At 58.7% G+C, this 12087-nt stretch carries 13 protein-coding genes; 7 read left to right on the plus strand and 6 right to left on the minus strand.

Annotated elements, in window-relative coordinates:
- Positions 1-101 precede the first annotated feature (101 nt).
- Both aqpZ and V6S97_RS10590 read left to right on the plus strand, forming a co-directional pair.
- Positions 102-827: an aquaporin Z gene (aqpZ, locus tag V6S97_RS10585; protein ID WP_080865799.1), complete on the plus strand. Its 726-nt coding sequence runs from the start codon at positions 102-104 to the stop codon at positions 825-827.
- Between the two features lie 52 nt (positions 828-879).
- On the plus strand, positions 880-1173 hold the full coding sequence (locus tag V6S97_RS10590) for a hypothetical protein (RefSeq protein WP_334426769.1): 294 nt from the start codon (positions 880-882) through the stop codon (positions 1171-1173).
- Positions 1174-1385: 212 nt separating this feature from the next.
- Here the strand turns inward: V6S97_RS10590 and V6S97_RS10595 are convergent, their stop codons facing one another.
- Positions 1386-3317: a glycosyltransferase family 2 protein gene (locus V6S97_RS10595; RefSeq protein WP_334426770.1), complete on the minus strand. Its 1932-nt coding sequence runs from the start codon at positions 3315-3317 to the stop codon at positions 1386-1388.
- Between the two features lie 170 nt (positions 3318-3487).
- Here V6S97_RS10595 and V6S97_RS10600 point away from each other — a divergent pair, with 170 nt between their 5' ends.
- Positions 3488-4249 (plus strand): transporter substrate-binding domain-containing protein, encoded by a 762-nt coding sequence (locus V6S97_RS10600; RefSeq protein WP_003503535.1) that lies wholly within the window; start codon positions 3488-3490, stop codon positions 4247-4249.
- Positions 4250-4286: 37 nt separating this feature from the next.
- Here V6S97_RS10600 and uppX read toward each other — a convergent pair whose 3' ends face one another.
- Complete coding sequence (gene uppX / locus V6S97_RS10605) at positions 4287-5579, minus strand: Wzx-type polysaccharide biosynthesis protein UppX (RefSeq protein ID WP_161973993.1); 1293 nt, start codon at positions 5577-5579, stop codon at positions 4287-4289.
- Between the two features lie 286 nt (positions 5580-5865).
- On the opposite strand from uppX, the gene uppY reads away from it, so the two are divergent.
- Positions 5866-7161, plus strand: a complete 1296-nt coding sequence (gene uppY, locus V6S97_RS10610) for a Wzy-type polysaccharide biosynthesis protein UppY (RefSeq protein ID WP_003503531.1) — start codon at positions 5866-5868, stop codon at positions 7159-7161.
- A gap of 26 nt (positions 7162-7187) precedes the next feature.
- Positions 7188-7940 carry a polysaccharide deacetylase family protein gene (locus V6S97_RS10615; RefSeq protein WP_129564618.1) on the plus strand — a complete coding sequence of 251 codons (753 nt, stop codon included), beginning with the start codon at positions 7188-7190 and terminating at the stop codon, positions 7938-7940.
- A 68-nt stretch (positions 7941-8008) separates the two neighbouring features.
- Here V6S97_RS10615 and V6S97_RS10620 read toward each other — a convergent pair whose 3' ends face one another.
- Together V6S97_RS10620 and V6S97_RS10625 are read right to left on the minus strand one after the other, a co-directional pair.
- Positions 8009-8659 carry a S24 family peptidase gene (locus V6S97_RS10620; protein ID WP_003503527.1) on the minus strand — a complete coding sequence of 217 codons (651 nt, stop codon included), beginning with the start codon at positions 8657-8659 and terminating at the stop codon, positions 8009-8011.
- Between the two features lie 112 nt (positions 8660-8771).
- A complete protein-coding gene (locus V6S97_RS10625) occupies positions 8772-9422 on the minus strand; it encodes a response regulator (RefSeq protein ID WP_003503525.1) in 651 nt (216 codons plus the stop codon).
- A 251-nt stretch (positions 9423-9673) separates the two neighbouring features.
- Here V6S97_RS10625 and V6S97_RS10630 point away from each other — a divergent pair, with 251 nt between their 5' ends.
- Positions 9674-10027 carry a DUF952 domain-containing protein gene (locus V6S97_RS10630; protein ID WP_099085674.1) on the plus strand — a complete coding sequence of 118 codons (354 nt, stop codon included), beginning with the start codon at positions 9674-9676 and terminating at the stop codon, positions 10025-10027.
- Positions 10027-11118, plus strand: a complete 1092-nt coding sequence (locus V6S97_RS10635) for a quinone-dependent dihydroorotate dehydrogenase (RefSeq protein WP_111784632.1) — start codon at positions 10027-10029, stop codon at positions 11116-11118. The genes V6S97_RS10630 and V6S97_RS10635 overlap by 1 nt, the downstream gene beginning before the upstream one ends.
- 173 nt (positions 11119-11291) lie before the next feature.
- On the opposite strand, the gene V6S97_RS10640 is transcribed toward V6S97_RS10635, so the two are convergent.
- A complete protein-coding gene (locus tag V6S97_RS10640) occupies positions 11292-11789 on the minus strand; it encodes a CAP domain-containing protein (RefSeq protein WP_003503518.1) in 498 nt (165 codons plus the stop codon).
- A gap of 1 nt (position 11790) precedes the next feature.
- On the minus strand, positions 11791-12057 hold the full coding sequence (locus V6S97_RS10645) for a DUF6460 domain-containing protein (RefSeq protein WP_003493739.1): 267 nt from the start codon (positions 12055-12057) through the stop codon (positions 11791-11793).
- Positions 12058-12087 lie beyond the last annotated feature (30 nt).

The raw sequence follows: 12087 nt of genomic DNA on the forward strand, positions 1-12087 counted from the left end.
GATCGTCGTGGAGCCGGCTTTTGGGAGTAGTACACAATTTAGCTTGACTACGATTAAATTGCACGTAATAGTTGATGCAGTCGTAACATAGGGAAAGTGTTATGAGTCGCAAACTTCTTTCGGAATTTCTGGGAACCTTTTGGCTCGTATTCGGAGGATGCGGCAGCGCGGTTTTTGCCGCCGCCTTTCCCGAACTCGGCATCGGCTTCCTTGGTGTCGCTTTCGCTTTTGGTCTGACCGTTCTGACCATGGCCTACGCGGTTGGCGGCATTTCAGGCGGTCACTTCAATCCGGCTGTTTCAGTTGGCCTCACGGTTGCCGGTAAATTCCCGGCGGCAAGCCTCGTGCCTTATATCGTGGCGCAGGTTCTGGGGGCGATCGTCGCGGCTGCGGCGCTTTATGTCATCCTCACCGGCAAGGCAGGGGCTGACATTGGCGGTTTTGCCGCCAATGGTTATGGCGAACATTCGCCGGGCGGATATTCTGTCGTATCGGCGCTGCTGATCGAAGTCATTCTGACGGCATTTTTCCTTATCGTCATTCTGGGGTCGACGCATGGCAGGGTTCCGGCCGGCTTCGCGCCGATCGCCATCGGTCTTGCCCTTACCCTTATTCATCTGATTTCCATTCCGGTCACCAACACATCCGTCAATCCGGCCCGCTCGACAGGACAGGCGCTGTTCGTCGGCGGATGGGCGCTGCAGCAGCTCTGGCTGTTCTGGCTCGCTCCGATCCTTGGCGGCGCCATCGGGGCCGTGATCTGGAAAATTTTCGGCGAGGAAGAGAAGGCCGGCCACACCGGTTCGGTTCAACCTGCGCAGACATGAATAAGAGGCTTTGTTTCCTCGAATGGTCGAGGAAACGACTGAGGAGGATGACATGGATCTTGCTTCGATATTGGCCCAAATCGTTGGCGGTGCGGTAGGCGGCACGGCCGGTGGAAAGATAGTGAAGGACTCCGATCTTGGTTCGCTCGGCAACCTGATTGCCGGCGTCATTGGCGGCCTCGGCGGCGGAACCGTGCTCGGATCGCTGCTTGGCGCGGCCGGAGGTGCAGCAGCTGGCGGCGTGGATATCGGCGCTCTTGCCGGTCAGCTCGTTGGCGGCGGTGTCGGTGGTCTGATCGTGCAGATCATCGTCGGCCTGATCAAGAACAAGCTCGTTGCCAAGTAGAGCGGTTCGGTCGCCTTCAGGATGAAATGACGGACCTTGCCGAAGGAGGAGCTTCGTTCGGCAAGGCATTGGCTTCTATTATTGATGACACCGGTAATGCAAGGCCTGAAGCGGCTTTGCGGATAACAGCATGTCGCTGAAACCATGAAGCGTCGCCGCGGTTGACCGAAAGAAGCACCAAATCTATTTTGACTGTTTTCGAAAATGCCGGGTCAGTCGGTTTTTTTGACGACCGGCGCGTGTGGTGTCTTGTTCCATGTGAAGGGTTTGGTTTTGAGCTCCACCACGGCCCGCCAGGCCGCGACTGATAACATCAGCCAATATGCGGGCATCGCCAGCCATCGCCTTCCGACATGTCGTCTTTCATAGGCGATCATTCTGCTTCGGCCCATCAGCACGAAGATCGTGTAGCTCCCGGCGATATTCAGCACATCGATAAAAAACAGCAGACCTTGCCAGGTCAGTAGCAGATCAGCACCGTTTTCCCGGATGGCGATAGTCATGAATGCCAGGGAAACGAAGAGCAGGGGATGGGCAAGCGACGACAGAAGCATGCCACCGATCAGCAGCTGAAAAACCATATAGGCAAACCATCCCATGTCGCGCGCGGTCGCAAAAGGCGCACGGGTCATCACCAGCCAGCTTTGCAGCCAACCCTTGTACCAGCGTGTTCGCTGGTTCAGCCACACGGGCAGCGAGGTCGGCGCGTCCTCCAGCGTCTGTCGCCGGATGACGCCGCAACGATAACCGAGCCGATGCAGCCTGAGTCCGAGATCGGCGTCCTCGGTTACATTATAGGGATCCCAGGCGCCGGCCCGCCGCAGCACGGCGGTCCGGAAATGATTGGAGGTGCCGCCAAGCGGCAGCGGCAAGCCGTGTGTGGATAGCACAGGTAACATGCAGCGGAAGAGACCGGAATATTCCAAGGCGAAACAGGCGCTGAGCCAGGAGGAAGAGGCATTGCTGATGATAAGCGGCGCCTGCAGGCAGGCCACCTCGTCTGGCTCATTGCGGAAGGTGGTATAGGCTTCACGCAATTGCTGCGGATGGGGCCGGTCCTCGGCATCATAGACCACAATGAATGCGCCGCGCGCGCCGGAAAGCGCATAGGTGAGGGCTTTGGGTTTGGTGCGCGGCAGGGAAGGCGGCACCCTGACAACCTCTATATGCGGGCCGGGGTTTATCCGCCGGATCGCCTCGATCGTTGCGTCGTCGTCAGCCTCGCAGACAAGCTTGATGTCCAGTCGGGATCTGGGCCAGTCCAGACGTTCCAATGCGCCGATGAGCTGCCCGACGACGGCCTCTTCCCGGTAAAGCGCCACCAGAACGGTATAGACAGGCAGTTCGTTTTCCTGCCGAGAAAGCGAGACGGCACCGTTTTCCGTGGGTGCATGGACGAGGGCGAACAGCCTGAAAAGTAGGGTAAAGAGGTAAAGAAGCGTCAGGGTGATATGCAGATAGGCAAATGCCGCTTCCGTATAAAACAGCAGCGACAGAATGAGCAGGGTAACGAGAATGCCGCTGCAGAAACCCTGCTGGCCGTGCAGCGTGATCCTCGCGGAATGGTGTGGCGCCATGTTGAAAAGCCGCTGCTGGGTTTCCGCCAGGCGGCGGGCCTCGCCCGCTTTCCAGATTGCGTTGCGCATGGCTTGCGGTGTGGTTACGGCAAATTCGTCGAGAAGACGCGGGCGCTGATCCAGCATGTTTTTCAGAGACGCCATACGCGCCAGTTCCGGCACGATCAGCAGCGTCGGCGTGCCGTGCAGCGGTGTCAGCCGCAGCAACCTTGGTTCGGCAAGTTGAGTGTCCAGTCGGTTCAGGTCCACCACCCGGCCCGGGCTTATTTCCGGAAGAAACGGCAACCGCAGCAATCTGGCGAAAGCGCTGAAATAGGCATCCGCCGTTACGAGACTGCTTGCCAGCAATTCGTCTTCTACAGTCGAGCCATTTTCCAGCGCCCGCTGTTCGAATGCCTCGATATAGGGCTTGCCAAATCCCAGCGAAGAGAGAAAGCGGGCTTGTTCGGCCTGGTCCTGTTCGGAAGCGGCCCAAAGCGGATCATCGCTGGTACGGGAAAATGCAATTTTTCGTGTCGCCGGCGTCGTACAAAACGAATCTCGTGTATATTGCCTAAAATAATCCATGCATCGCCGCCGCCGTCATGGTGCCGCCCCACTTTCTGTCACGGATAGTATAGATGAGAATGACGAATGTAACGCGGAATATAGGTATCGGTTTTACTTTAGCTCTCGCTTTAAAATTGACTGGTTTTATTGGTGAAGTTCGTGCGGAGGGATTGTCGGACGGAAACCGGATGCCGGTGTTGTTCGATGCGCAGGAGCGATTTCCGGGCGGCGACCTTTCTTCAGTTCCCCGCATCAGATTTCTGATGTCGGTCGATTTTCCGCCGTTCAATTTTACCGATCAGGAAGGCCGGCTTGCAGGTTTCCATGTCGATCTGGTGCGTGAAATCTGCGCCCAGTTGAAGGTCGAAAGCAAATGCCAGGTGCAGGCGCTGCCGTTTGACGAGCTGGAGGCGGCGCTTGAAATGGGCGAGGGCGAAGCGGTCATTTCCGGCCTCGCCACCACTGCCGATCTGCGCAAGAGTTTCACCTTCTCGCGGCCCTATCTGTTGATGCCTGCCCGTCTTGCGGTGAACAAGGCGGCGAAATTCACCGGCTCCGGCGCTGATGCGCTTTCTGGAAAGAAGGTGGGTGTGGTTGCCGGTTCTCGGCACGAACAGATGCTGAAAGCTTTCTTTCCAAAGGCCGCGGCCGAGGGTTTCGAGGGCTATGAACCCATGTATGACGCGTTGAAGAAAGGCAAGGTGGACGCCATCTTCGCCGACGGTCTGCGCCTGCCTTTCTGGGTTTCGGGAAGCGCGTCCGAAGGTTGCTGCGCGCTCTTCGGTGGTCCCTATATGTCCGACAGGTTTCTCGGCGAAGGCCTGTCCATCATGACAGTCGATCCCGACAACGTGCTTGTTCCGGCTTTCGATCAGGCGCTGGCGGCCCTTTCCCGCAACGGCCGGCTGGAAGAAATATACCGGCGTTATTTCCCTTACGGGCTCTATTAGAGAGAGCCGGCCACCAGGTTGGTTCTGAAGCCAGCTCTTATTTGGCCGGCGCGAAAACCTCTTCGTTTCGGCGCAGGCGCAGCAGCGCGATCCACACGGCGGCGGCGATCGCGGTTTCCACCATGAAATAGCTGCCGATCGTTCCCGAAATGCTGAAGGACCAGGTGAAGAAGGCGACGACGACGGAGCCGATGAGATTGCCGCTGTTCCAGATCTTCGCGCGAATATCCTGCCGTCCGGATGCGCCCAGCGCCTCAAGCGCGGTGGCGGCAACGGCCATGGGCAGAACCGCCCAGCAAAGCACGCGGGTGATGACGGGCAGCGAGACATATTCATCGCCGAACAAAAGCGGCAGGAAGGGTGCGATGATGAAAATGACGAGCGCACTGCCGGTTGCGATGAAAAGTGCAGCCTTCAGCACATTATAGGCGCGTTCTATGGTCTTGCTGATGCCCTGCAGGGCGGCGGAGGCCGAACCCGGATAGATCAGCCGGTTGAGGGCCTCGACGGAGAGATAGGAACTGTCGAGAATGCGCCGGGCGATGGAATAACTGCCCAGCACCTCGGCGCTGGCAATGGCGCCGAGAACGAGAATATCGGCATTGCCGCGCACGGCCTTGAACAGGAACTGGGTGGAGAACAGGATGCCGATGCGGATTTCCTCACGCACGATGCGGAACACCGGGCGGCCGAGTCTTGCGATCGCCTTCACCGAAATCATGGCTGCAATCGTGTGGGCTGCGAGGTTCCACAGTGCCCAGGCCTCCACGGTTTCCACCTTGAAGATGAGGCAGGCGACCACTGCGGCAATGGTGCGGGCGACGGCAAACATCACTTCCAGCTTGTTGGCGGAGGCGAAGTCGGAATGGGCGATGAAGCTCTGCGTGGAAAGCGAGATGACTTTCAGGAGGACGAGGTTGGTGAACAGGATCAGGAAGGTGGTGATCAGCGTGTGCAGCAGGGTTTCCGAGGTCGGGAAAAATACCGGGATCGTCACCATGCCGATGATTGTCAGCACCACGCCTGTCGCGGCGCTCAGGAGATAGCTGTGGCCGAGCATGACGGGAAACATGCTGCGATCCTGCGCGACGCGGCGGATCAGTGATTCCTGCGAACCGATACCGCAAATCTGGACACCGAGATTGGTGACGGCCGTGATGGATGCGTAAAGCGCGAATTGTTCGACACCGAGATGGCGGGCAAGCAGCGCGAAGGTCAAAAGCTGGGCGGCGCTGGACATGAGGAGCGCTCCGCCTGACGCCATGTAGGTCAATCCCAGTCTGACTAGATGGCCGAGCCGCGGCGTATTGAACGACACCTCATTCTCCATGTTTTCCGGCATTGCCGGGGGAATTCAAAAATGACTGCGCTGTTTTTAAAATCTGGCGAACTGAAAAAGCCGCAACCGGCCAATAATGTGAAGGTCCGCGACCCGAATGAATGGCAGTTTATCCTGTCTTATCCCTCTTGAGGTAAGAGAGGGTTAAAGCAATTGCATAATAATGATGATAATGACTGTTTATGGTTATTTGGACATGGCCCTGTTTCAGAAGGGTTTCGTTGTTCGTCACGAGGCAGGCCAATGATCCGATCATCCATATCAGGTGCAGGCGACCATGCCGCGTTTGGCTGATACGCAGCCCATTTCTGCACAGGGCAGCGCCATATCACTTGCCGGCGGCCGGCGCGACGCGATTTTTTTCGTCGCCACCATGCTCTATATCTGGATTTCCGTCGCCCCTTTCGAAAATCTGGCAGCGCCGCCGGTGCCGCACGCCGCCGCAAACCAGCTGACCGGCCTCGTGATCGCATTGATCCTCGGCGTTTTTGCGCTGCGCCACCGCCTGACGGGGCTTCTGCTGCGGCCGCGACTGCCCATTCTGCTGCTGTTCTTCTGGCTGGCGATATGCTCCGTGGTTGGAACCCAGCCCGGCACGTCGCTGCAACGTCTGGTCTTCACGGCGCTCCTGTGCTTCATCACCAGCGTTCTCGTCGTCATGCCGCGCGACCGGCGGCAGTTCGACCGGATGATGGCCATCTTCGCCATCATTCTCCTGGCGTTGTGTTATCTGGGGGTGATCTTCCTCAGTTCGCGCTCGATCCATCAGCCCTATGATCTCGATGAGAAAGCGCTCGCGGGAGACTGGCGCGGCATTTTCAACCACAAGAACGCCGCCGCTCCGGCCATGATCATTCTTTTCATGATCGGGCTTTACCTGCGCAACGCCTGGTCGACGCTGGGCGGCATCGCCATCACGCTGCTGGCCGGTTTCTTCCTGTGGAAGACCAATGGAAAAACCGCGGCCATGCTTTTGCCGGTCACCTTGGCGCTGATCTGGGTCATGGAAAGGCATGCCCACCGCACGCTGTTGATGATCGGCGGTCTTCTCGCCTTCATCAACATATCCGCGGTTGGCTCCACTTATTTCCCGAGCATACAGAATTTTGTCGAAAGCCTGGGCATCGATTCCACCTTCACCGGCCGCACGGACATATGGCGGCTGTCCTTCGACACTTTTGCGCAATCGCCGATCTTCGGGCAGGGGTTCCAGGCATTCTGGGCGAGCGACCGGCTCCTGTCGCAGGCCGATATAGCTGGCACCTGGGCCGTTACAGCCTTCCATGCCCATAATGGCTATATCGAAAGCCTGCTGAATGGCGGCTTGCCGGCCTTCATTCTCACCGTCATCTGGCTGGTCATCATCCCCGCGAACGATTTCCGCACTGCGGTGGACAAGGGTACGGATCCGGGCCTGACCCGACTTTTTGCGCGAATTTGGGTGTATGCGTTACTTTCTTCGTGTCTTGAGAGTAATTTCTTTACCGGAACCGGGCCTATCTGGTCTTCTCTGCTGATCGCAATCTATTGTTTGAGGCATCAGGCTTACGACATACTTGAACAGGGGCAGTAATTTGCAGACAGGCCGGGGGGCTTTGTATGACGCAAAAAATCGGGACTTTTGCAGACCGGATCAATAACCGGCTGGTGCGCTATTTTCCGGGACCGGCGGCACGGATCGAAACATCCGAACCGATCGTGTCCTTCACATTCGACGATGTGCCGGCAAGCGCCTGGACGGCGGGTGCGCGCATTCTGGAAAACGAGGGCGTCTGCGGGACGTTTTATATCGCCGGCGTGTTCATCGACAAATACGATGAACAGCAGCAGATGATTTCCACAAAAGGCTGTTCGGAACTGGCAGCGGCCGGCCATGAACTTGCCTGCCACACTTTTTCCCATCGCAAACTTTCGAGCTTTTCACGACGGGGGCTCGAGGCGGACCTCGATCGTAATGACACCGTGCTCGGATCATTCGATGGAGGCCGCCACGGGCGTAATTTCTCCGTTCCCTTCGGCATGGCCTCACCGGTCATGCAGTCGCTGCTGCGGCGCCGGTTCAGGACTGCACGCGGCATCATGCCTGGCATCAACCGGGGCAGCATCGACCCGTATAATCTTGCCGCAGTCGAGTTGCGTGCGGATCAGAACTACCTCGACGCCGCCGACCACTGGCTGGAAGATGTTCTGCAGAAAGGCGGCTGGCTCATCATCTTCACCCATGATGTTTCGCGCACACCAAGCTTTTACGGTTGCCCTGAAGACAGATTTCAGGGCCTCGTCCGCAGGGCGGTGTCCGGTGGTGCGAAGATCATGACGGTCGATGCCGCGGCAACGGCGCTCGGCCTGTAGAGGAAATTCTCTGCGCGTTTCCCGGGCCGCAACGGCTGAAACGGGAAGCCAGTGTCCGCAATCGCGGGCTACTGGCTGGCCCAGATGATGCGGGCAATCCACTCCACATCGGCCATGTCGAAGCTGCGATTGGGATGTTCCGGGTTGAGCGAAAGAAGCTCGATGTTTTTGGGGCTTTGCCGCGCCAGCACCTTCGCCATCACTTCGCCGTCGCGGCTTTTCAGCACGACGCGGTCACCGCGCCGCACCTGTGCGCCCGGCTCCACGATGAGGATGTCGCCGTCACGGTAAAGCGGCATCATGCTCTCACCCTGCACTTCCAGCGCATAGACGCCCTGTTTGCGCTCGGGAGAGGAGGGGAATTCTACCACATCCCAGCCCTGACCGGCCGGAAAACCGCCATCATCGAAAAAGCCGCCGGAGCCTGCCTGGGCGAAACCGAGCAGGGGAATGGCGTTGTCCGCGCCCGAAGGCTGCATCGTCTGCGCCCTGCCGAAAGCATAACCGAAAAACTGGTCGACGCTTGCCCCCGTCGCTTCCAGCACCTTGGAGACGGATTCCGTCGAAGGCCAGCGTTTGCGGCCATCTGGCCCGAAACGTTTCGATTTGTTGAACGAGGTGGGATCGAGACCGGCGCGCTTCGCCAATGCCGAAGGCGTCAGCTGATGGCGTTTAGCAAGCGTATCGATGGCGCTCCAGATCGTCTCGTGTGAAAGCATGATAGAAAGCCCGCAAGTGGAGCCGATAGCGGAAAGCTCCTGTCGTATATTGACCGGAATCTAGACCATATCCGGTCAGGAGTAAAGCAAGGAAAGGAATAAAATCCTTGCTCTACGCCACCATGGCCGACGTATTTATCTTGGCCAACTGGATCACCGCCTGCGTGCGGCTGTCGACCTTGAGCTTCAGCAGGATCGCGGAGACATGCGCCTTGATGGTGGCTTCGGAAACATTGAGCTCATAGGCGATCTGCTTGTTCAGCAACCCTTCGGCCAGCATGCCCAGAACCCGGCTTTGCTGCGGCGTCAGTGTTCTGAGCCGGCCGATGAGATCGGCCACGTCAGGATCCTGTTCCTTATCGCCCTGATGACCTGACGGTATCCAGAGATCACCTTCCAGAACCGCGCGGATGCCGTCTCTGATATCATCGATACCAGAGGACTTGGAAATGAAACCGGAAGCGCCGAGTTCGATGGATCGGCGAACGGTGGTCGCATCGTCCGTTGCTGAAACGATGACGATCGGCAGGCTGGAAAATTCCGCTCTCAGCGCCATCAGGCCTGAAAATCCGCTGACCCCCGGCATGGCGAGGTCGAGCAGCATGAGATCGGCGTCGTTGCGCGCTGCGGCTGCACTTCGGGCAGCCTCGAAATCTCCGGCTTCAACAATGGTCTGCTGCCCGTCGAGGCCGGATACGGCCTGTTTCAGGGCGCCGCGAAAAAGCGGGTGGTCATCTGCTATGATAATGACAAGTTCCGACATTCTGGCCCCCTCCCAAGGGCGTTATGCGGTTCTTTTTTGGGTACTGGCGCACTCCATTTGCCGGCGGTCGAACGCTTCCGGCTCCTTTGCCAAAGGTTGCGCCAATCGCTCCCGCATTACAAGGAAAAGCTTGTGGACAGGCGGTCTTTCAGGGCTTCCGCAATAAAAATGCCGTGGAAACTGTGGACAATTGCCATGCTTTGCGGCAAACCGCCCGGACAGGAAAGTGCTGGAAAGCCTTGGAGAGCCCCATGCAGGAAACGCCCGCGATCATCTATAAAATCGTGCCGGAGACGTTGTGGAGTGCGGCCAGGGCGAAGGGCGTCTTCGAAGGCGCAGCCATCGATCTGACCGATGGTTTCATTCATTTTTCAACGGCAAAACAGGTGGCCGAGACCGCCGCACGGCATTTTTCCGGCCAGTTCGATCTGCTTCTGATTGCAGTCGATGGCGCGGCCCTTGGCGACAAGCTGGTCTATGAACCCTCCAGAGGCGGCGATCTTTTCCCGCATCTCTACGCGTCTCTTCCCTTGACCGCGGTGCTTTGGGAAACGCCGCTTTCACTCGGCCACGACGGCCAGCACCAGTTTCCGGAGATTTTGTGATGAGCGGATTATTTTCCTCTGTCGGCCGCAAGGGCCTGTTTCTGGTCGATCCGGAAAAGGCGCATAGCCTGTCCATCGCGGCGCTGAAAAGCGGCTTTCTGCCCACCTGCATGGTGCCGCACGATCCGCGTCTGCAGCAGACCGTGGCGGGTCTCGTGTTCCCCAATCCGCTCGGCATGGCGGCGGGTTACGACAAGAATGCGGAAGTGCCGGGGCCGCTTCTCCGGCTCGGTTTCGGCTTCACCGAAATCGGCACCGTCACGCCGAAGGCGCAATCCGGCAATCCCAAGCCGCGCATCTTCCGCCTGGTCGAAGATGAAGGTGTCATCAACCGCCTCGGCTTCAATAATGAAGGTCATGCCGCTGCGCTGGAGCGTCTGAAGCAGGCGCGTCTGCGCGGCATTGTCGGCGTCAATATCGGCGCCAACAAGGATAGCGAAGATCGCATCGCCGATTATGTGCAGGGCATCGAGGCCTTTTATTCGGTTGCGTCCTATTTCACCGTCAATATTTCCTCGCCCAATACGCCCGGTCTGCGCGACCTGCAGGCGCGCGAAAGCCTTGCCGCCCTTCTCACGGCGGTGCTGGAACGCCGCAAGGCGGAAGCCGAACGTTTCGGCAAACGCATCCCGGTCTTCCTCAAGATCGCGCCCGATCTGACCGAAGAGGGGCTGGATGATGTTGCCGAAGAGGCGCTGGCCCATGATCTCGACGGACTGATTGTCTCCAACACCACGCTTTCCCGCGAAGGCCTGCGGCCCGGTCTGCATAAGGGCGAGGCCGGCGGCCTGTCCGGCAAGCCGCTATTTGAGCTTTCCACCACGGTTCTCGCCAAGATGCGCCGTCGCGTCGGCGCCAATCTGCCGATTATCGGCGTTGGCGGTATTTCCTCCGCGGAAACGGCCTTGGAAAAGGTGAGGGCAGGGGCCGATCTCGTGCAGCTTTATTCCTGCATGGTCTATGAAGGTCCCGGCCTGCCATCGGCCATCGTCAAGGGACTGTCGAAGCTGGTCGCCCGCGAGGGCGTGGAGTCGATCCGTGAACTGCGCGACAGCGCGGTGGATCGCTGGGCCGACCGTAAGCTCGGTTGAGTACGACCTGGGTGGGGTTTCTCTACCCTCATCCCTGTGCTTGTCACAGGAATCCAGCCAGCCCAAGTCCTTGGGCTGAAAGAAGTCTCTCCGCCGCGCAGACGCGCTTCGACTGGATTCCTGTGACGAGCGCAGGCATGAGGGCGCGGGGGTATCCTAGTCTCCGCCCATTCTCAGGCGCAGAGCACCATGGCCCAATAGGGTCGGTTGCGGCTGGCGGCGTCATAGGCCACCGCGACGCCGAGACCATTATAGGGCCCGAGCATGTTTTCCAGATGGTGTTTGGAGCCGATCCAGGCCTTCACCACCCGCTCGACGCTGTCTTGCCCTGCAGCCACGTTTTCCGCCGCCGGAAGCGGGACATTGCCGTCCTTCATGCGGATAAGGAAACTGTCGGTCAGGCCGATCAGATGCGCCATCTTCTGCGCCTTGACCATGCGGCCGGCCTGATAGGCGGCAGCACCGCTTGCTGGACCATTGATGGAAAGCGGGGAAAGCCCCTTCGTGCGGCGCAGATCGTTGACCATGGGAAGCGCCGCCGCCGTTTCGTCGCGGGTGCCCGATGGCATGCCCTTGTTGGTGGGCATGGAAACGCAGGCGGAAAGAACGGAACCAGCGGAAAGCAGCACGAAGCCGCGCCGTGAAAGCGTTTGAAACGTGGAATCGGTCATGTCAGCGGCGATAGCTCAGGAGGCGCAGGATGATGAAAACGGGAATGACGATCGTTGCGCCAAGGATCAGATAGTCGCCGATTGCACCGAGCGCATGGAAACCGCTGCGCCACAGGTCGACCACGAAATCGCGCGCGCCATAGATGATGTTCCACGGCGTCAATCCGAAGATCGCCATCAGAAAGCCGACGAGCAATGAAACGACGAGCAGTTTCACCACGGTGCGGGCCACCGTATCACCCAGCATTTTGTTGACCTCACCGGCCATCAGCAAGTCTCCTGTTTTATCCTGACATAT

The sequence above is a fragment of the Agrobacterium sp. CCNWLW155 genome (assembly GCF_036888815.1).
Classification (GTDB): Bacteria; Pseudomonadota; Alphaproteobacteria; order Rhizobiales; family Rhizobiaceae; genus Agrobacterium; species Agrobacterium radiobacter.